Consider the following 18,708-nt stretch of genomic DNA (forward strand, 5'->3'; position numbering starts at 1 on the left):
AACGCCACTTTGTGGCGTTTTTTATTAATTTACCGCTATTTATAGTGTTTCTTTAAACAACTTATAAATACGACGGTATTCATCTAACCAGCTCGAAGGCTGCACAAAACCATGCGGCTCTACTGGGAAAATTGCTGTTTCAAAGTTTTCTTTCTCAAGTTCTATTAAACGCTGTACTAAACGCACTGAATCTTGAAAAAATACATTATCATCAACCATCGGCGCATTTATTAATAAATGCTTTTTAAGCCCTTCTGCATAGTAAATAGGTGAACTACGCTCATAAGCAATTGGGTCAACATCTGGGTGATTCAAAATGTTAGCGGTATAGCCCGTGTTATAATGTGCCCAATCAGTCACAGGGCGAAGCGCAGCACCTGATTGAAACAAATCTGGCGCGGTGAATAATGCCATAAAGGTCATAAATCCGCCGTATGAACCACCGTAAGTACCAACCGCTTGAGTATCAACATTGGCATTTTCAGCCATCCATTTTACGCCATCAGCTAAATCTTGTGTTTCAGGTGTTCCCATTTGGCGGTAAATAGCAGTACGCCAATCACGGCCATAACCTTTAGAAGCACGGTAATCCATATCCATCACTACGTAACCTTCATCGGCAAGTAATGAATGGAACATAAATTCGCGAAAGTAACCAGACCAACCCATGTGTGAATTTTGCAGATAACCGGCACCGTGGTTAAAAATAACCGCTTTACGGTTTTTACCTGTTTCACCTTCTTGGTAATCAGCTGGGTAATAAACTTTGGCGTATATTGGCTGATCTGTATGGCTTGAAGGCACAGCAACAATTTTAGGCGCCGTGAGTTTTTTAGCTAAGAACGCGTCAGATACCGTGCTAGTTAAACGAGTTGCGCTTGTATTTGCTTTCGCGTCAGCCACATAAAGCTCAGTTGGCATAGTAATTTTAGAGTGTCTTAATAATAACTTAGACTGATCAGGGCTTAAGGTGTAATCCGTCATGCCGTTTAAGTCTGTTACTTGCTCACTAACACCTGTTTGTGGGTTTACACGGTAAATTTCATAAAGACCAGGATGCTCAACATTCGCTTTATAATAAATAGCGCTATTGTCATCAGTAAGGGTTAAATTAGATACTTCAAATTTACCCATGGTAAGCGCAGTCGCTTTACCATCGAGTGGTTTTTTATAAAGCTGACTATAGCCCGACTCTTCTGATAAATAATACAAGGTATTGGAATTATTTAACCAACCAAAGTCGTTAAACGCATAAGCAATCCATGCGTCGTCATGTAATCGATGTTGAGACACAAGTTTGTTATTTTCAAAATCTACAGTGGCTAACCAACGATCTTTGTTATCCCATGCTTCAAGCATAATCGCTACTTGGCTGCCATCATCGTTCCAGCTGATCGGTGATTGATTCCAACCCCAATCTGAAATAACGTTTATACCACGAGGTTGTTTTTTAGATTGATAGGTTTTACCTTCACGGGCGAAGTTTTCTTTTTTAACCTCAGCAAGTACATCTTCATCAAAACCAGGTAAGGTATTAAAGCCTAATGTGGTTTGGCTTTGATCTACAAGGTTAATATAAACAAGCTCTGAGGTTTGCTCTTTAGAATCAGCTACGCGACGGCGAACTTTTTTAGGCTCTATCGTCGCATCATCAGTGATGTAATTAGGCATAATATCGCCTTCACCACGCCATGAGCTTTTTTCTTGTACTACTACAATTAATGCATCGCCATTTGGAGAAAGCTCTGCTTCATCAACCGTGTTGCCATCGCCTAAATAATAATGGGTGTTAGCAATTGAGCTGTTACTCGCTTTTACTTGCTCTTTACGCGCATGCTTATCTTGTTTATTTTTGTGCTGTAGTGCAATGTAATCAATCAGCTTATGTTGCTCTTTGGCGATATAAGTTGATGGTTCTTTTACGCCTTGTGGTTTGTCAGCGAGTTTTAAATTGGCAATTTCACGGGTTAAACCTGTGGTTAAATCTACTTTAAAGAAAATATTACCCTGACGATACGCTAAGTTACCATCGTTTAAAAATTGTGGTTTTGACTCTGTCGCAGAGCTTTGCGTAATTTGTTTAATTGCGCCTGACTTTACGTTTTTAATAAATACGTTACCCTCAAACACATAAGCTTGAAGCGATTTATCGTTAGAAAAAACAGCTTTACTTGAACCAACACGGTGTAATTTTTCTAGTGCCACTTGCTCTGCTGTTTGTGAGTTTACAGCTTGAGTGAATAAATCTCTTAGCTCACTACCTTGCTGCTTACGCGCGTAAATAATGGTACTTGAATCTGCACTCCAAAAAGCGCTTTGTGGCTGGCGTCCAATCCAATCAGGGTGCGCCATCGCTTGTTCAAGGGTAATTTTTGATTCGCCTAAATCTGCGGGTGTATTAACAACACTAGCAACAGTGGTATTTGCTTGAATAGATGAGTCAGTAGAAGTAGTAGCTGTTGTGGAACAACCCGCTAACATAACACTTGATGCAACAGCGATTGCAACAAGTGTTTTAGAAGATGATAATTTAAAAGTCATAGTGCTTCTTGACGGTTATTATAATTAACCATATTTAAGCAGAAGCACCTTTGTAATTGCAATTATTTAAGACAAACAACGCTGATATTGGGGTGAATAACCCGTTTAATCAACCGTTAAATCAAGCCATACCATGCGGTGGTCACTTGATGCATTTCTATCTTTAATTAAACGATATAATTCGCTTTGCTTTTTCGGCCAAAACACACCGCCATCTTTAATGGTTAATCCATAATTTGAAGGCAAAACGTAATCAACACGTGCTTGCCAGCTAGCGGTATAATTTTTAGCATAAGCTTGTGAGTATTGCTCTTTAGCGCCCTCACTCGTTGGAATAAAACCGGCGTTAATCAATGGGCTTTTAAGTATTTGATCTGTTGTATTAGTGCGCTTTTTATCACCCTCAGCAGTGGCATTTAAGTCACCTAAAATCACAAATCGGGATTGTGCTGCAAGGCCACCCTTTTTACCGTTATCATCATAGAGGTAGCTTTCGTTATTAACGTAATCAGCAATGAGCCTAATTTCATCATGGTTGCGAATGCCATTTCTGTCTTCATCGCCATCAAACACAGGCGGTGTTGGGTGCGACGCTAGCATATGAACTACTTTATCATTTACTTTTACGGGTATATCCCAAAACGATTTAGAACTTAAACGTAAAGCATTCCATTCTTCATCGTTATACCAATTGGTATTGGTTTTTGGGTCAACCGGCATTTGTACATTGGGTAAATCTTTGTGTTTAAAGGTTTGCAGGGTTCTGATATTGTCAAAATCAATCGGGTAGCGAGATAAAAACGCCATTGCATAATGGCCTTCAAAAAAACCAAAGCCCTGTGCATCACCCATTACACCGGTTTTTTTGCCGTTATTGTCTAAGTCAAACTCAGTTGCTAAGCCGGTATTCACGGGAGCAATATATACATATGGGTAATCAATTGCAGCTTGATTATTTTGCCCTACATTTAAATAATGGTTTTTAAAATACTCGATACCTTGCTCTTTTGGAATGTAGTCAAACTCATTGAGTAACACCACATCAGGGCGAACACGTTGGATTATTTCAGCAATATTTTTAATTTGCTGGTGGTTTGAACGAAGCGCGTTTACCAATGCATCACTTTTTACTTGTTCATTTTTAGCGGTGTAATTAGTGGCGTCCATACTAACATTGAAGGTTGCTACGCGTAGCGATTCAGCCTGTACAGGGCTGCTAGAAAAAACAGCAAATAACACACTGCTGATTGCTGTAATACTCAGATTACGTTTCATTATATGAATCCATCTATAATTAATAATAAAATAGTGCTGCTGACTATAACCCACAAAGTAATTGCCATCAAAAATGGCTTCAAACCTGCTTGCTTAAGAACCGATAACGACAAACCACTGCCAATTAAGAACAGTGTCATCACTAATAATTGCTTAGCTGCACTATTAATAAGTTCCCATGCGAATGAAAATGACGGCATATAAGTATTTATTAATGCGGCTAATAAGAAGCCCACAATAAATAAAGGAATACTTGCCTTTTCATCCGAGCGCATAAACACACCGGCAACAGCAGTATAAGGAATGATCCACATTGCACGGGTCAATTTTACCGTAGTGGCAATACTCAGTGCCACGGCACCATAAGTAGCCGATGCCCCTACTACGCTGCTAGTATCGTGAATGGCTAATGCGGCCCACAAACCAAATTGCTGTTGGGTTAACTCAAAATAGTGCCCAATTGCAGGAAATAATAATAATCCCACGCCATTAAGTAAAAATACAATCCCTAAGGCAACAGCGACTTCGTGATCTTTAGCTTTTATAACCGGTGCCATAGCGGCAATGGCGCTGCCACCGCAAATAGCGGTACCAAATGAAATTAGCACGCCTGTATTACGATTAAGCTTAAAAACCTGGGTTAAAATCTCTCCAAGCCCGATTATGGCAGTAATACTAACAATTGTTAATACTAAAGAGCTGCGTCCCACCTCAATTACTTCATTAAAATCAACAGCAAAGCCTAAGCCCACAACGGCAAGCTTGAGCATCACTTTACTGGCCTGTTGAGAAAGCTCACTAAACGGGTTGCCTAAGGTAATGGCAAATATGGCGCCTAATACCAATGCACTTCCTGCGCCTATAAACGGAGTCATACACAGTGCCAGTAGTAATATGAATGTTGGCTTATGCAGTTTAGTGATAATCATCACTTTAAGGCCGAATAAGTTTATTAGTCAGTTTATGGACAACGGGGGCAACAAATATAACTGTTGGAAAGGCAATACAAAAGGCAAATAACCAGGCTTTAAGCCATATTGCTACAATATTATCGACCATGCCTACATTAAAAATTGAAATAACAAACGACATAAAGCCTGACATGAAAAGTGCCATAAAAAAAGCGAACACAATAGTACGAAACTTTGGATGGATCATTGAAAAGAAACCTTTAGAAGGTAAAGCGATAAATTGAATTTAATTTACCGCTTAATTTTTTAACTTATAATAGCGATTTGCTAGTAGCTAATACGCCTGGGTAATCCTGCTCTGGCAAGCATGATGTAAGTTCAGCTAGGCGGTTACCTAATTGCTGTAAACTCTCACCCGAAACATTAATATGCCCCATTTTACGACCGGGCTTAACGCCTTTACCATACCAGTGACTGGTTACATCCGCTGTTTTTAAAACATCAGTAGGAATATGTGCTTGTCCTAAGACGTTGATCATAGCAGTAGGTTGCTTAATTTGCGTATTACCCAAAGGTAAACCTGCGACAGCGCGCATATGGTTTTCAAATTGCGAGCAGTGAGCACCTTGCTGTGTCCAGTGTCCTGAGTTGTGCACTCGAGGGGCAATTTCGTTAACTAATAACGTACCTTGAACATCAAAAAACTCAATGGCCAATACACCTACATAATTAAGCTCATTTGCAATACGAGTAAATGCAGAGGTTGCTTGGCTCTCAACTAAACTATTATCTTTACCGGCTAGTGAAAGCGTTAATACACCATTGGTATGTTGGTTTTCAGTAAGTGGATAGATTGCAACGTTACCTTCTTTGTCGCGAGCGCCAATAATAGAGACTTCACGATCAAACGGGATCATTTTCTCAGCAATAATTGTGTGCGGTGTCTGCTCTGTCCCTGAGGCAATAAAGTCGGCCATTTCAGCCCAAATAGTGTCTATTTCATCATCAGATTTTAAACGCCATTGGCCTTTGCCGTCATACCCTGCTTGGCAGGTTTTTATTACTAACGGTTTGCCTAATGTTTTAACTGCTTGTTCAAGATGCGCTTTTTCAGTAATAAGTTGGTATGGCGCACAAGCTACTTCGGTTTTATCTAACAAGGCTTTTTCAAGCGAACGGTCACCACCGGTTTTTATTGCTTGTTTACCTGGATAAAACTTATTGCTATTGCAGCAAAGCGTTAATACATCATCGGGAATATGTTCAAACTCAGCGGTAATCGCATCTGCATCATCGATAGCTTGCTCAAGTGTGGTTGCATACACTTGGTTGGTTAGCGGATGCACAATTTGTTGGCTGCCAACATCATAAGCAACCACATTTAAATTAAGCGGTGCGCCAGCAAGGCTCATCATTCGCGCAAGCTGCCCAGCACCTAAAATTAATATAGTCATTATTACTCTGCAGGATTTGGGTTAGCTAGAATAGTGTCGGTTTGCTCTTTACGAAACGCTTCAATTTTGGCGAAAATCTCAGGGTTTTGACAGCCTAATATTTGTGCAGCCAATAAACCGGCATTAGCTGCACCAGGCTCACCAATAGCCAATGTGCCTACAGCAACGCCCTTAGGCATCTGACAAATAGACAATAATGAATCAACACCATTTAACGCTTTTGACTTAACTGGAACGCCTAAAACAGGCAATGATGTAAACGCTGCGGCCATACCCGGTAAGTGAGCTGCCCCACCTGCGCCTGCAATAATTACTTTAATGCCACGCTCGCTTGCTGAACTTGCATAATCAGCAAGTAATTGAGGAGTGCGGTGAGCAGAAACCACTTTAGTTTCATAAGCAATGCCAAATTTTTCTAGCATCAGCGCAGCGTGTTCCATGGTTGGCCAATCTGATTTAGAACCCATAATAATGCCAACAGTCATAAATACTCCTCAGTAATGTATTTTAAAAATAGCGGACTTATGTCCGGTTTTATGGCGGGTATTATATACTTAAATACCGCAGTAATGCGACCAGCAGGCAATAAAAAAGCCATGTTAAACATGGCTTTTTTTAATGCTGAAAATACTTGCTGTTATGCTTCTTTACTCGCCAAGTATTCGCTGTAATTTCCTCTAAAGTCGATAATTTTACCGTCTTTAATTTCCCAAATACGGGTAGCAACTGATGATACAAACTGACGGTCGTGTGACACAAACATCAAGGTACCTTCATACGCTTCAAGTGCTAAGTTAAGCGCTTCAATTGATTCCATATCCATGTGGTTAGTCGGTTCATCCATTAATAAGATATTTGGTTTATGCATCATGATTTTACCAAACAGCATACGACCTTGCTCACCACCTGAGATAACTTTTACAGATTTTTTAATATCATTTTGTGAAAACAACATACGACCTAAGAAACTGCGAACAACTTGCTCGTCATCGCCCTCTTGTTGCCATTGTTCCATCCACTCAAATAAGTTCATATCTTTTTCAAACTCATCGGCATGGTCTTGCGCATAATAGCCAATATTAGCATTTTCAGACCATTTAAACTCACCGCCTTTTGGTGCTAGACGCCCTGCTAAGGTGTTTAGTAGTGTTGTTTTACCGACACCATTCTCACCAATAATAGCAATGCGTTCGCCCACTTCAACGAGGCCTTCTAATCCTGAGAATAAAGTTTCTTCAAAGCCTTGCGATAAGCTGCTCATTTCAAGCGCGTTACGGAATAACTGCTTTTCTTGTTCAAAACGGATAAATGGCGACTGACGTGAAGAAGCTTTCACTTCATCTAATTGAATTTTATCAATACGTTTTGCACGTGAAGTTGCTTGCTTTGCTTTTGAAGCATTAGCAGAAAAGCGCGATACAAACTGTTGTAGTTCAGCTATTTGGCTTTTCTTTTTGGCGTTTTCACTCAATAAACGCTCGCGAGCTTGGGTCGCTGCAAACATATATTCATCGTAGTTACCCGGGTAAATACGTAATTCACCGTAGTCAATATCGGCCATATGCGTACATACCGAGTTTAAAAAGTGACGGTCATGCGAGATGATAATCATAGTACAGTCACGTTGATTAAGTACATCTTCTAACCACTTAATCGTGTAAATATCCAAGTTATTGGTAGGCTCATCAAGCAACATGATATCAGGCTCTGAAAACAATACTTGCGCTAATAGCACACGAAGTTTAAAACCTGGTGCGATTTCAGACATAGGACCGTAATGTTGTTCAGTAGCAATACCAACGCCCAGTAATAGCTCACCCGCTTTAGACTCAGCAGAATAGCCGTCCATTTCAGCAAACTCAGTTTCAAGGTCGGCTACCTTCATGCCATCCTCTTCACTCATCTCTGGTAAGCTATAAATACGATCGCGTTCTTGTTTTATATCCCAAAGCTCTTTGTGACCCATTATTACAGTGTCGATCACAGAGTATTCTTCGTAAGCGAACTGATCTTGATTTAGTTTAGCAACACGCTCATTAGGATCTGTGCTTACATTACCCGATGATGGTTCAAGTTCACCGCTTAGAATCTTCATAAACGTTGATTTACCACAGCCATTGGCGCCAATTAAACCATAGCGGTTTGATTCACCAAATTTAGCTGAGATATTTTCAAATAATGGTTTAGCACCAAATTGCATGGTGATGTTAGCTGTACTAATAATAGCGCTACCCTCCAAGGGAGACTGAAGTATTTAAATTGCGCGCAGTTTAAACCAAATAAGCGTTTTTTTCTATGAAAGTTTGTAGCATACCCTAAAGTAAACAGTGGCTGTTTATTAGCTATATAAGTATTGAAACAGCCAAAGGCGTAGACTGTGTCAATGTAAAAATAAGCTAAGTAAAGTTCACTATTATTCTTTAAATGCGGTAAAAATATGTTTAATAAAAAAGCAGTTACAGTTATTGCGAATTTATAAAATTTAACGTGCTAAAACGCTATTTGGTCGCATTTTACTTTTATTAACATTTAATACGGCTATATTAACGTTTTTTATAGTATTAGAGTTTTAGCTCTACCTATGCCGATAGTAGCAACTATGAAAAAAACTCAACATTTTCTCTCCTACATTTAAGCCTAATGTCTTATTCCAAAATTAAATAGCAGTTTATACGTCTACAAAATAGAAACAGTATTAACTTAAAGTGAACAAGCAGCGCATTTTGTATTAATTATCATTGATAATTTTTCACTTTTGAGCCTTTTATTGCTTTGCTAGTCTGCACGACTTCGAATTTAGTAATTATAAAAACGTCTTTTTTAGGCAAGGCACACACAATGAAAATAAAATTAGTATCGCTCGCGATTGCAGGTGTTTTAGCTACACCGAGTGTTTCAGCAATCGAAGTATTTAAGGATGAAAAAAATACAGTTGCTATTGGTGGTTATATAGATGCGCGAGTAATTAATACTCAAGGTCAAAATGAAGTGGTTAATGGTGCCTCACGAATTAATTTTGATTTTAAACGCCAACTAAAGAATGGCTGGGAAGCAATGGCTTTAGTTGAATGGGGTGTAAATCCTGTTGGCAGTAGTGATATTGTATACAACAACCGTTTTGAATCGATTCAAGATGAATTTTTGTATAACCGGTTAGGCTATGCTGGTTTAAAACACGATAAATACGGCCAAATTACTATTGGTAAACAATGGGGTGCGTGGTTTGATGTTGTGTATGCAACAAACTACAGCTATGTTTGGGATGGCAACGCCGCAGGTGTTTATACCTACAACAAAGACGATGGTGCTGTAAATGGTACTGGCCGTGGCGATAAAACATTGCAATACCGTAATAGTTACGGTGATTTTGATTTTAGTGTACAAACTCAGTTAAAAAACAGCGCTTTTTATACCTGTGATGTAAGTGATATTACAGAATCACAATGTCGGGCTAATTTTGAGTCAGGCGATACTGCTGCGCAACAAGTTGAATTTAACTATACATTTGGCGGTGCAGTAACCTATAACGTGACTGATAAGCTAAAACTGACCGCGGGTATTAACCGCGGCGAGTTTGAATTAACTTATGGCGACGGAACAACACGCTCTGTTGACGATTTAATTTATGGTGCAGGTGTTATTTGGGGCAATATTGATGCGCCAGGTTTATATGTAGCCGCTAATATCAACAAAAACGAAAACCACGACACAGATAACATTGGTCGCTTAATTGAAGATGCAATTGGTATTGAAACGTTCTTGTCGTATCGTTTTGAAAACGATTTTAGACCATTTATTGCCTACAACTTGTTTAATGCAGGTGATGACTATGTTATTCAGCCAAATTTTAATGCTGATCCTAATGATGTTTTTAAACGTCAGTTTGCTGTTATTGGTGTGCATTACTTAATAGATGAAAACACCCAACTTTATGTAGAAGCACGTAAAGATTTTGGTGATTTTGAAAGCGATAATAAACAGCAGCAAGCACAAATGGAACAATCAGAAGATGACGGTATTGCTTTTGGTTTTAGATACGTTCTTTAATGACCTGTTGTTTTTTCAAGTTTAAAATCGCAAAGCTTAACTGACCCTACAGCCCTGCTAAATAGCAGGGCTTTTTTATGTGTTCTGCTGAAGACTAAACTACTTTTTCTTGAATGCTTTTTTTAACGCACGCGTCCCTTCTTTTGGCCCTAAAATAAGCCACAACAAAGCAACTCCACCTGGGACTAAAACAGCTTTTAGGATTGGGCCGAGAATAAAAGAATAAAAATAAATAAGTGGAATAAAAAGTACATAACCAATAACACGTTTGATAAACTCCATGTATCACCTTTTAATTAATTGAGCATGCTCATAAATTTAATTGAGCGCGCTCAATTTATCAAGTGCAAATTTAAGCCCAACAACCAATAAAATTTTAAAGCATTGAATACTATGAGTAAAAAAGAAAAAACACGGGATAAAGTTTTAGCTTCAGCATGGGAGCTTTTCTTACTACAAGGTTATGACCACACATCAACAAGAGAAATTGCCGTTGCAGCTAATGTGGCCGTTGGTACTGTGTTTAGCCATTTTGAAAATAAAATTGATTTGCTTATGGCCGGTATGCAGCAACAAATTAAAGTTATTATTGAGCAAGCAAAGCAATCAGATACTCAGCGCCCTCCTCGATTGAAGTTACGCCACTACGCTCACCCCCTTTACTCCTTTTATTGTGAAAACAGTGAATTTAGTAAATTACTAATTAGTGACATTATTTGGCGTGCTGATTTTTTTAAAGCACAAATGGATGAATTTAAAAAACTACTATTTAGTGAACAACCAGACTTTGATGAAACAAAAGCAAGTGTGATGATGGACTGTTATTTTATGACCCTGATCACCGGTTTAAACGACGAGATACCGAATGCAGAAAGCATGTTAAGGCAATTGAGCAACAAAATTGCATTGTTGTAACGTCAATTAATAAAACGCCGGAATTTAATTCTGGGTATTACTGAAACACTGATCGGAAAACCGATGTAAGCTGTAATCAACATGTGTTATTTGAACATCTAAAGAGTGACTTATTTGTTATGTTTCAATCTGGTTTTCCTGTTCCTCCACAATTCACTTAATAATGACCGTAGATATAAGTTACAAACAAACGCTTTGCACACACCAATAAATCTATCCCTACTCTGTATGCCATATTTAAAACTCATCTACTGCTAAGATTTGTTTAAATCAAATAAAGTATGATGTGTTCTTAACATTAAATATACTCCACCAGCAGTAAAAATAAAAGCCGGCTAGATTTAAATTAAAATTGTCATTAATTAATCAGAAGGCGTATTAGTTTGCGAGTATAAAAACTCTGTATAATTTAATAGGGCTTTACCTACACTCAGTGCAGGGTTTTGATTATGTTCAGCATTACTGTTAATTGTGTTTCCCCATTTAAGCCAGCTGTTTGGATGTTTTGCTAAACTAGTAACTAAATTATTATATGCAGCTAACATTAGGGAATGTTCTGCCCCACCAACAGTGATATATAAAAATGTTGGCTGTTTTATACTATTCACGTTTGTTTTTAAAAACGTGTCGAACTGTTTTGTCACTGTCATATCGTCATACCAAGCAGCTGGGCTAAACACAAAATAAGCATTAAATAGCTGCGGCTTACTATGTAAAGTATATAGAGTAAAGCTCCCACCTGCAGAAAATCCTATTAACCCACGTTGACTAGTTAACTTATAATTAGCCGCTATATATGGCAGTAATTCTTGCTCTATAAAAGCTAAAAACAAATCAGCTTTACCAAAAAGTTCAGGTGAAGTTTCATTGTTAGGTCGAGGATTTATATTAACGTCTTTCCTTGCATAAGGTGGTACAAGATCACGATTTCGAGTATCAGTAAAAAACTGATTAGGTATGGCAACTAAAATAGCCTCATTCAATATACTCTCAGGATTTAATGCTTTTAGCGCCTTATCCCAATTAGCTAAATTAAAATTACCGTCTGTTTTTATAAAAAGTGGATAAGCTTTAGTTTTATCATAATTGTTAGGTAATCTTATAAATACTTTTCGAGACTCTTCAAGCACTTTCGAATCTAGGGTTACATCAACAAACTCTGATACATCATTCTGATAATAACTAAACCCAATTGTTGCAACCCCAAATACACCAACAGCAAACAGCAGATTTAAAATAATCGTTTTTTTAATTCTCATACGGGGCTCATTTTAGTTAATTGCTTATGCCATACACCACTATTAAGTTGCGGGTTAAATACAAAGCCAAGTTTAGTGAGTAAATTATAACATCGAACATTTTTACCATGAATTTCTGCGTATAGATGCTGAATATTTAATGAGCAATGCACCTCACTGATAAACCCTTTAAGTACTTCATGCATTAAGCCTTGTTGCCAATAAAAAGGATCGAGCTCAAAGCCCAAATAAGCACTTTTAGTCTGGTTATTAAGGTTGTACAAACCACAAGTACCAATGAGGTCACCTGATATATTATGTTCAATCGCAAGCCGAACACCTTCACCTTGGTAATAACTCGAAATATCATCTTGAATTAATTGCTTAATATGCTCTTTATTTAGCGGCGTTTTGTAATCGTTAAATTCATAAACGAGTGGATTGTTCAAAATTTTTAATAACGCTGCGCCATGTTTGTGAGTAATTAAACGAAGAGTTATACGGGATAATTTTATAGTTTTAAACATGCCAAAGCCAAATAAAGTAAACGCGCTTTAAATAGCACTTTATAGAACGTCATTATTAACTTACCATATCGTATTAACAAGCATTAATTGAGATAAACTATGAGCGACAATTTTAAAGTAATACAACCAACTACTACTGTTTACTGCCCAAAACGTGGTGAAGGTTGGACCCTCACCGGCATTACTAATATTGATGAGTTCACATCGGTTATGTTTGATGGCGTACGTTACACCTTACCAGCGAGAGAAATTGTGGAGCAGTTATTACCTAACCAATTAGCGCGAGAACAGCAAAATAGCTAACTTAGACGTAATTTATTACTTAACCATATAAACACAGTTATCTGGTAATGGGCTTGAATCTTGATTTACTGGGGTATTAGCCGCAACAATAAAACCTAGCTTTTTATAAGCCGAAACTGCTGCAAGGTTATTTTCATAAACAAACAATGAGCTGTCAGTAACATTTAAGCTTAATTGCCCATGTTTACATAATGCTTTAATCAGGATGGCTGCAATACCCTCACCTCTTCGCATTGGGTTTACTACTAAACGCGCCAAGTGACATTTGTTTTTCCGTTGATAATATTGCCCAAAGGCAAGTAATATGTTTTGTTGTCCAACCAATACAAAAGAAGCAGAATCATCAAGGTTTAAGTCCTCAATAAACGTCTTCTTTGTAAATGGGTACCTAAAATACGGACCAGCCCATTGAGCTGTTCCATTTTGATTATTAAACCAGCTCATTAGCTCGATGATATGCGTATTATTAAGTGGTTGTAATGTCATTCGGCTGAGTAGCTCCTTTAAAATGCCTCATCTTCACTGTATACATTTACATTAAGTTCATCGTTATCTTCAAATACGACAAACGAAATAGGCCTGCAACACACTTGGCAGTCTTCTATGTATCGCTCATCAATATCAGCCACATCAATTAATACTTCTATAGATTCGCCACAGTAAGAGCAACTAATCGACTTTTCGGTTAACTGGTTCATATCTTACCTACTATTCGTATGACTGTATGATCTCACTTTAGTAAACAACCCTATATAAAACAATGCTCGTAAAGTGACTCAATAATTCAAATTTAAACAGCGTTAGCTAAAATTTTGTTTAACTTAATTAAATCAACTAAGCCATATTGGTCCTGCTGTAAAAAATAATCACATTGCCAACGCTGTGTGCTTTTAGCTGCGTTACTAAATACGCCTGAACCACTCAGAGCCCTACTTTCACTCCAAGGTGGAAACACCCTAAAAGCGGTTTTTCCCTTACGGTTCGTACCTGTAACTATGCCTTTTTTAACTAACAACTCAACCGGAAATATAAATAAACCACTTTGTGTATTTGCTACTTGGTTGTTACTAGAGGTTAATCCATCACTTGAAACCGCTACAAATAAATAGTCAAACTCATTGGTAAAAGGAATTGGCTTAGAATTGCTACAATCCGCTGGGCGTTTCCATAGTGCTAAAAAAGCACCAGGTCTGTCTGGTGTAACTTTAGCTTTTCTATAAATTATTCGCTTATGGTTTATAGTGAATGCATACCCATGGTACTGAGCATTTTGATTATGAGGTATTAACTCATCAGCGCTTGGAAGTTTATACTCTGAGGAAACAAAGTTGTTTTGTAGAACGACTAACAATTCATCATGCAAATTATCAGTCGTCATTAAACTTTTCATACATAGCATCCGTTTTATATAAAGTAAGTTCAACCCCTCCAGCCACTTTGTAATGAAAGAGTTTTTAAAGTTAGCGGGTCTTACTATACAAGTATTTATTCATAACTACAGGTGATAAATTTTATGAAACACACATTAGCGCTAGCATTAACCTCTGTGGGGCTTTTGTTTAGCTCATTAACGTACGCTAAAGCTGAACAAGCTATTTTAGCCGGAGGCTGTTTTTGGTGTATGGAAAGCGATTTTGAAAAACTCGAAGGTGTAACCGATGTGATATCAGGTTTTACCGGGGGTGAACTTAAAAATCCTACCTATAATGGTAATCATCAAGGGCATTACGAAGCTGTTCTAGTTACCTACAACACAGACGTATTAAGCTATCAAGATATTTTAAATCATTATTGGGTTAACATTGATCCTTTTGACGCCAAAGGTCAGTTTTGTGATAAAGGCCCAAGCTACCGTAGCGCAATTTTTGTAGCCAATGAGCAGCAACGAAAGCTAGCTCAAAAATCTAAAAAAGCCGTTATAAATGAGTTTACTAACCAAACAGTGGTAACCCCTATTCTTGATGCGAAAACCTTTTACCCGATAAAAGGCGAAGAAAGTTATCACCAAGATTACTACAAAAATAACCCTATTCGTTATAACACCTATCGCTGGCGCTGTGGTCGCGATAGTCGCCTGGAAGACATTTGGGGAGATAGAGTTACCCACTGAGTTTATAAAACCAAAAGGCTGCAAAATATGCAGCCTTTCTAATATTAAAGCAAAGTAATAGCAGACTAATTATTTATTCTATTCTCAAAGCTGCAAGCCCACTTAAACAATTCATTTTTCAAGGCGGTTAAATAGCTTTCCACAATGACGGTTTCTTTTTTATAGGAAACACCTTAAACCAAAATGTCATTTCAAAAACAAAGCCCGCAATAATAAAAATAAATAAGCCAGTGGTGCTACTATAAGAATAACAGGCAATAGCAGCAATAATTAATGCAGCTAAAATCAACCATTTTATAAATACATTCATCTTTAATACCTTCGGTTCTGTTGATTTATCATGGCAAATTCCATTTAGGTAATCAGATCCTATGCATCATGATTATTCACCAAAAAAGTGTCTCTAGCGTAATTACTAGCTTATTGTTTGTCTATTAAAACGTTGTAGTAAAATGTTACGGATTGTTTCTACAGAGTTTTTATTTCAAAAACGCGTTATTTGCAGAATCTTTAATTACTAATACCTCAAGTTAAGTACACCTTCGCTCACAATAATTTATTAAATGTTCTAATTCAAAGGTAAAATTTTTGTTGCCACAAAAGGGACTAATGAGTACTTTAAATAAATAATTCGTTTTATAGCCCTACTAGTTATTAAGTACTAAATACAATTTCATGTCATAAATTTATAAAGGAGATTTACCTTGCTTGATATCATCGCGCTTTTTATAAAAGTAAATGATTACAAAACATTTAATGAAGCGTCAGTAAAGTTAAATATTCCTTTGCCCACTTTACAAAGAAAAATAAAAAAACTAGAAGAAGACTTATCTTTGGCGCTGTTTTATCGTGAAAAAGGACGTTTACGATTAACTGAGCCTGGAAAAAGCTTTTATGGCCATTGCCTAGCTCATGTAGAAGGTTTACAAAGTACGCTATGCAATTTTAAGAGTTTTAGTGAAAATAAAGTGAGTAAAATTAAACTAATAGCGCCGCAAAACTTTATAAAAAGTGTCTACTTCTCAGGCGTTATAAATCAATTCACCTTACTTTATCCAAATATTAAAATTCATATTATGCTATCAGATGAACGTCTTGATTTAAAAGCCACCGAGTTTGATTTAGCCATCAGAATTGGAAAATTAGATAGCTCTCAAAATATATGTAAAGTCATTAACCAAATGAGCTTTGTTTTAGCTTGCTCATCGAGTTTAATTAAGCAATATGGTATGCCAAGTAATTTTAACGATTTGGCTGAACTGCCCCACATATCGTGCTCGCCATTCGAAAATTGGTCTTTTAAAGCAAATAAAAATGAGAAGGTTATTTTTAAACCTCAACCTAACTTTATTTCTAACGATATAGAAATGTGTGCCTTAGCTGCTATTGAAGGAAGAGGTGTTTATTATGGTCCAAAATATTGTTTATTACCTTATATAAAAGATGAAAGTTTGGTTGAAGTATTAACACAGTACACACCCATTAAGCGAGATGTAAACCTAATATGGCCTGATAAACTAATCCCAAAAAGTACACGCTACTTAATCGATTTTTTAGAGCATTCTCTTAAGGGGATTAAAATGTAGCTACCGCAGTAGTAATAATTTAATTATTTTATTGTCATTTTTAAGCAACTAATATTTTTGAAAAATCAACTTTCATTTAACACTCTATAAAAATATAGCGACTTCTTTAGAATCAAAATCGGTCCAAAATTAGATTATTTAATTAGGGCTTAATTAAAATATGATTTTAAAGGATGTAACTTAATGAAAAAAATATTACCCCTATTGCTTTTGTCACACACAAGTTTTGTAAGTGCCAATACAACAGCAATTTATCCAGATCAACTTAAAAATGAAAGCTTAGGTGCCGGAGTATGCTCAGCTGATAATAGATTAATTACAAAAGCTGAAGCGCAAACTTACAGAAACGACCTTGTAAACAAAATGGGGAAGTGGCAAATAACGGGATTGGCTAACGGCTGGGTCATTATGGGCTCTGGTTACGCAGGTGAAATCAAACAAGGGACTGCTGCAAATTCTTGGTGCTACCCTACCGATCCCATTAATGAAATTCCTACATTAAGTCCAGTAAAAGTATCGCCTGGCAGTCAAAGCCAAATTGAATGGGACTTAGTAAATCAAAAAGAGGGTTTTATAAAACCCCTTTCATACCTTGCCCATACAATGGGATTTGCGTGGGTTGGTGGAAATCGCTCAAGCTATGTTGGAGAGGACATGGAGGTGTCTAAAACGGGCTCAGGATGGAAAATACAAGGTTACAACGGTGGCAGTTGTGATGGTTACCGATGTGATGAAAAGTCAGCTATTACTGTATCTAACTTTGAATATGTGATGGATAACGAATCATATAAAATAACTGGTGATATTGTTGCTGCTGACAAAGAACTAATTAAAACGCTAACAGTCCCTGCAGTGAATGACACGTCAGCAGCTCAAATGTCAGTCGTTACAATTGAATACGATGCGGCAACCAACTGGTCTAAAACCAATGATTACAGTATTTCTGAGTCTGTTACATTATCTAATACATGGAAGTCTCCCTCTGTTACTGGTGGCTCAGACACTTCGTTATCTGTCACAATAGCAGCGGAGCAAGCATGGGGAACAAGTAATGGCGGCTCTGAAGCTGAGCGAGTTGTGGTACAAGCAAGAACCAATGTACCAGCATTCACCAAGCTTAATGCAAAGGTCGATTTGTTTAAATCATCAATATCGTATCCTTATTCATTCGATGCTGATATTACCTACGATCTATCTATAAATGGCTTTATGCGGTGGGGAGGCAATGCTTTATTAAGCCACCCAGAAAACAGACCTAATGACACCGCTAATTTTGTAATTGGCCGCTGGGCAGGTCAAGATAAGAGCATTGAATATCAATGGGAACACCGTTATATACCAGGTGAGAATAAAAAATGGGATTGGCCTTGGATGATACAACAAACAAGCTTATCAACAATGCAATACTATTTAAGCCATGTTTTAAGACCTAAGAAAACAACCCTAACAGGTCACTTTTATGCACAAAGCCAATTTGCTGGTAGCGTTTACTTTGGTGACGAAACCCCACTTGTCACTGACCAAAGAAGTAAGCGAAGTGTTTCAGCTAGTGATTATTCAAGTGCAGAAGAGTTAAAAAAAGAGTTTGAAGATGCTGGTTTTAAAAATGTAGTTGTTAATATTGAAATGATTGATTTATAAATCCCCGTGGGCTCTCATAATGAGAGCCCTATTTTATAAATTTAAACAAAAATATAATTATCACTCACCTCTTTTACTATTCACTTTATTAAAAAACACATAAAGCAGAACCAACCTCGCCTTTAGTTTATTTAAACGTTATGCTTTGATGTACTTATAA

Annotated in this window: 20 protein-coding genes; 6 read left to right on the plus strand and 14 right to left on the minus strand. The window is 37.3% G+C overall.

The genetic code is table 11. The features are described 5' to 3' along the window. Positions 1–39: 39 nt before the first annotated feature. From AC0L7Q_RS07695 to AC0L7Q_RS07725, 7 genes are all read right to left on the minus strand, one after another. On the minus strand, positions 40–2,541 hold the full coding sequence (locus AC0L7Q_RS07695) for a S9 family peptidase (protein WP_413402046.1): 2,502 nt from the start codon (positions 2,539–2,541) through the stop codon (positions 40–42). A gap of 105 nt (positions 2,542–2,646) precedes the next feature. Continuing rightward, positions 2,647–3,816: an endonuclease/exonuclease/phosphatase family protein gene (locus tag AC0L7Q_RS07700; protein WP_413402048.1), complete on the minus strand. Its 1,170-nt coding sequence runs from the start codon at positions 3,814–3,816 to the stop codon at positions 2,647–2,649. Then, a complete protein-coding gene (locus tag AC0L7Q_RS07705; RefSeq protein WP_409425467.1) occupies positions 3,816–4,745 on the minus strand; it encodes a YeiH family protein in 930 nt (309 codons plus the stop codon). Before AC0L7Q_RS07705 ends, AC0L7Q_RS07700 begins: the two co-directional genes overlap by 1 nt. A 4-nt stretch (positions 4,746–4,749) precedes the next feature. After that, positions 4,750–4,974: a DUF2798 domain-containing protein gene (locus AC0L7Q_RS07710; RefSeq protein ID WP_409425468.1), complete on the minus strand. Its 225-nt coding sequence runs from the start codon at positions 4,972–4,974 to the stop codon at positions 4,750–4,752. A gap of 64 nt (positions 4,975–5,038) precedes the next feature. Further along, positions 5,039–6,181 (minus strand): 5-(carboxyamino)imidazole ribonucleotide synthase, encoded by a 1,143-nt coding sequence (locus AC0L7Q_RS07715; protein ID WP_413402051.1) that lies wholly within the window; start codon positions 6,179–6,181, stop codon positions 5,039–5,041. Between the two features lie 2 nt (positions 6,182–6,183). Further along, on the minus strand, positions 6,184–6,666 hold the full coding sequence (gene purE / locus AC0L7Q_RS07720; protein WP_008114610.1) for a 5-(carboxyamino)imidazole ribonucleotide mutase: 483 nt from the start codon (positions 6,664–6,666) through the stop codon (positions 6,184–6,186). 152 nt (positions 6,667–6,818) lie between these two features. Further along, a complete protein-coding gene (locus tag AC0L7Q_RS07725; RefSeq protein WP_413402844.1) occupies positions 6,819–8,405 on the minus strand; it encodes an ABC-F family ATPase in 1,587 nt (528 codons plus the stop codon). A 614-nt stretch (positions 8,406–9,019) separates the two neighbouring features. Here AC0L7Q_RS07725 and AC0L7Q_RS07730 point away from each other — a divergent pair. Continuing rightward, on the plus strand, positions 9,020–10,228 hold the full coding sequence (locus AC0L7Q_RS07730; RefSeq protein WP_413402053.1) for a porin: 1,209 nt from the start codon (positions 9,020–9,022) through the stop codon (positions 10,226–10,228). A 99-nt stretch (positions 10,229–10,327) separates the two neighbouring features. Here the strand turns inward: AC0L7Q_RS07730 and AC0L7Q_RS07735 are convergent, their stop codons facing one another. After that, positions 10,328–10,510, minus strand: coding sequence for a hypothetical protein (locus AC0L7Q_RS07735; RefSeq protein WP_409425471.1), 183 nt, complete (start codon positions 10,508–10,510; stop codon positions 10,328–10,330). A gap of 111 nt (positions 10,511–10,621) precedes the next feature. On the opposite strand from AC0L7Q_RS07735, the gene AC0L7Q_RS07740 reads away from it, so the two are divergent. After that, positions 10,622–11,143, plus strand: coding sequence for a TetR/AcrR family transcriptional regulator (locus AC0L7Q_RS07740; protein WP_409425472.1), 522 nt, complete (start codon positions 10,622–10,624; stop codon positions 11,141–11,143). Positions 11,144–11,505: 362 nt separating this feature from the next. Here AC0L7Q_RS07740 and AC0L7Q_RS07745 read toward each other — a convergent pair whose 3' ends face one another. Both AC0L7Q_RS07745 and AC0L7Q_RS07750 read right to left on the minus strand, forming a co-directional pair. Further along, on the minus strand, positions 11,506–12,402 hold the full coding sequence (locus AC0L7Q_RS07745) for an alpha/beta hydrolase (RefSeq protein ID WP_413402055.1): 897 nt from the start codon (positions 12,400–12,402) through the stop codon (positions 11,506–11,508). Next, positions 12,399–12,908, minus strand: coding sequence for a GNAT family N-acetyltransferase (locus AC0L7Q_RS07750; protein WP_409425474.1), 510 nt, complete (start codon positions 12,906–12,908; stop codon positions 12,399–12,401). The genes AC0L7Q_RS07745 and AC0L7Q_RS07750 overlap by 4 nt, the downstream gene beginning before the upstream one ends. A 99-nt stretch (positions 12,909–13,007) precedes the next feature. On the opposite strand from AC0L7Q_RS07750, the gene AC0L7Q_RS07755 reads away from it, so the two are divergent. After that, positions 13,008–13,211, plus strand: a complete 204-nt coding sequence (locus AC0L7Q_RS07755; RefSeq protein ID WP_008115630.1) for a hypothetical protein — start codon at positions 13,008–13,010, stop codon at positions 13,209–13,211. A 15-nt stretch (positions 13,212–13,226) separates the two neighbouring features. Here the strand turns inward: AC0L7Q_RS07755 and AC0L7Q_RS07760 are convergent, their stop codons facing one another. The 3 genes from AC0L7Q_RS07760 to AC0L7Q_RS07770 form a co-directional block, all read right to left on the minus strand. After that, the gene (locus AC0L7Q_RS07760; protein WP_409425476.1) at positions 13,227–13,697 is read right to left on the minus strand and encodes a GNAT family N-acetyltransferase; all 471 of its coding nucleotides are present in this window, start codon (positions 13,695–13,697) and stop codon (positions 13,227–13,229) included. A 17-nt stretch (positions 13,698–13,714) separates the two neighbouring features. Beyond that, positions 13,715–13,909 (minus strand): CPXCG motif-containing cysteine-rich protein, encoded by a 195-nt coding sequence (locus AC0L7Q_RS07765; protein WP_413402058.1) that lies wholly within the window; start codon positions 13,907–13,909, stop codon positions 13,715–13,717. A 92-nt stretch (positions 13,910–14,001) separates the two neighbouring features. After that, positions 14,002–14,601 carry a MepB family protein gene (locus AC0L7Q_RS07770; RefSeq protein WP_409425478.1) on the minus strand — a complete coding sequence of 200 codons (600 nt, stop codon included), beginning with the start codon at positions 14,599–14,601 and terminating at the stop codon, positions 14,002–14,004. Between the two features lie 123 nt (positions 14,602–14,724). Here AC0L7Q_RS07770 and msrA point away from each other — a divergent pair, with 123 nt between their 5' ends. Continuing rightward, positions 14,725–15,321: a peptide-methionine (S)-S-oxide reductase MsrA gene (msrA, locus tag AC0L7Q_RS07775; protein WP_413402061.1), complete on the plus strand. Its 597-nt coding sequence runs from the start codon at positions 14,725–14,727 to the stop codon at positions 15,319–15,321. 127 nt (positions 15,322–15,448) lie between these two features. Here msrA and AC0L7Q_RS07780 read toward each other — a convergent pair whose 3' ends face one another. After that, on the minus strand, positions 15,449–15,631 hold the full coding sequence (locus AC0L7Q_RS07780; protein ID WP_409425480.1) for a hypothetical protein: 183 nt from the start codon (positions 15,629–15,631) through the stop codon (positions 15,449–15,451). 394 nt (positions 15,632–16,025) lie between these two features. Between AC0L7Q_RS07780 and AC0L7Q_RS07785 the strand changes: the two genes are divergently transcribed. Both AC0L7Q_RS07785 and AC0L7Q_RS07790 read left to right on the plus strand, forming a co-directional pair. Further along, on the plus strand, positions 16,026–16,907 hold the full coding sequence (locus AC0L7Q_RS07785) for a LysR family transcriptional regulator (RefSeq protein ID WP_409425481.1): 882 nt from the start codon (positions 16,026–16,028) through the stop codon (positions 16,905–16,907). A gap of 183 nt (positions 16,908–17,090) precedes the next feature. Beyond that, positions 17,091–18,548 (plus strand): aerolysin family beta-barrel pore-forming toxin, encoded by a 1,458-nt coding sequence (locus tag AC0L7Q_RS07790; RefSeq protein ID WP_409425482.1) that lies wholly within the window; start codon positions 17,091–17,093, stop codon positions 18,546–18,548. Positions 18,549–18,708 lie beyond the last annotated feature (160 nt).

The organism is Pseudoalteromonas sp. KJ63-1 (genome assembly GCF_055808145.1).

What these genes read in the sequence shown, in the direction of transcription:
- AC0L7Q_RS07695 (WP_413402046.1), bottom strand. Translation starts at nt 2,541, where the DNA reads ATGACTTTTAAATTATCATCTTCTAAAACACTTGTTGCAATCGCTGTT.
- AC0L7Q_RS07700 (WP_413402048.1), bottom strand. Translation starts at nt 3,816, where the DNA reads ATGAAACGTAATCTGAGTATTACAGCAATCAGCAGTGTGTTATTTGCT.
- AC0L7Q_RS07705 (WP_409425467.1), bottom strand. Translation starts at nt 4,745, where the DNA reads ATGATTATCACTAAACTGCATAAGCCAACATTCATATTACTACTGGCA.
- AC0L7Q_RS07710 (WP_409425468.1), bottom strand. Translation starts at nt 4,974, where the DNA reads ATGATCCATCCAAAGTTTCGTACTATTGTGTTCGCTTTTTTTATGGCA.
- AC0L7Q_RS07715 (WP_413402051.1), bottom strand. Translation starts at nt 6,181, where the DNA reads ATGACTATATTAATTTTAGGTGCTGGGCAGCTTGCGCGAATGATGAGC.
- purE (WP_008114610.1), bottom strand. Translation starts at nt 6,666, where the DNA reads ATGACTGTTGGCATTATTATGGGTTCTAAATCAGATTGGCCAACCATG.
- AC0L7Q_RS07730 (WP_413402053.1), top strand. Translation starts at nt 9,020, where the DNA reads ATGAAAATAAAATTAGTATCGCTCGCGATTGCAGGTGTTTTAGCTACA.
- AC0L7Q_RS07735 (WP_409425471.1), bottom strand. Translation starts at nt 10,510, where the DNA reads ATGGAGTTTATCAAACGTGTTATTGGTTATGTACTTTTTATTCCACTT.
- AC0L7Q_RS07740 (WP_409425472.1), top strand. Translation starts at nt 10,622, where the DNA reads ATGAGTAAAAAAGAAAAAACACGGGATAAAGTTTTAGCTTCAGCATGG.
- AC0L7Q_RS07745 (WP_413402055.1), bottom strand. Translation starts at nt 12,402, where the DNA reads ATGAGAATTAAAAAAACGATTATTTTAAATCTGCTGTTTGCTGTTGGT.
- AC0L7Q_RS07750 (WP_409425474.1), bottom strand. Translation starts at nt 12,908, where the DNA reads ATGTTTAAAACTATAAAATTATCCCGTATAACTCTTCGTTTAATTACT.
- AC0L7Q_RS07755 (WP_008115630.1), top strand. Translation starts at nt 13,008, where the DNA reads ATGAGCGACAATTTTAAAGTAATACAACCAACTACTACTGTTTACTGC.
- AC0L7Q_RS07760 (WP_409425476.1), bottom strand. Translation starts at nt 13,697, where the DNA reads ATGACATTACAACCACTTAATAATACGCATATCATCGAGCTAATGAGC.
- AC0L7Q_RS07765 (WP_413402058.1), bottom strand. Translation starts at nt 13,909, where the DNA reads ATGAACCAGTTAACCGAAAAGTCGATTAGTTGCTCTTACTGTGGCGAA.
- AC0L7Q_RS07770 (WP_409425478.1), bottom strand. Translation starts at nt 14,601, where the DNA reads ATGAAAAGTTTAATGACGACTGATAATTTGCATGATGAATTGTTAGTC.
- msrA (WP_413402061.1), top strand. Translation starts at nt 14,725, where the DNA reads ATGAAACACACATTAGCGCTAGCATTAACCTCTGTGGGGCTTTTGTTT.
- AC0L7Q_RS07780 (WP_409425480.1), bottom strand. Translation starts at nt 15,631, where the DNA reads ATGAATGTATTTATAAAATGGTTGATTTTAGCTGCATTAATTATTGCT.
- AC0L7Q_RS07790 (WP_409425482.1), top strand. Translation starts at nt 17,091, where the DNA reads ATGAAAAAAATATTACCCCTATTGCTTTTGTCACACACAAGTTTTGTA.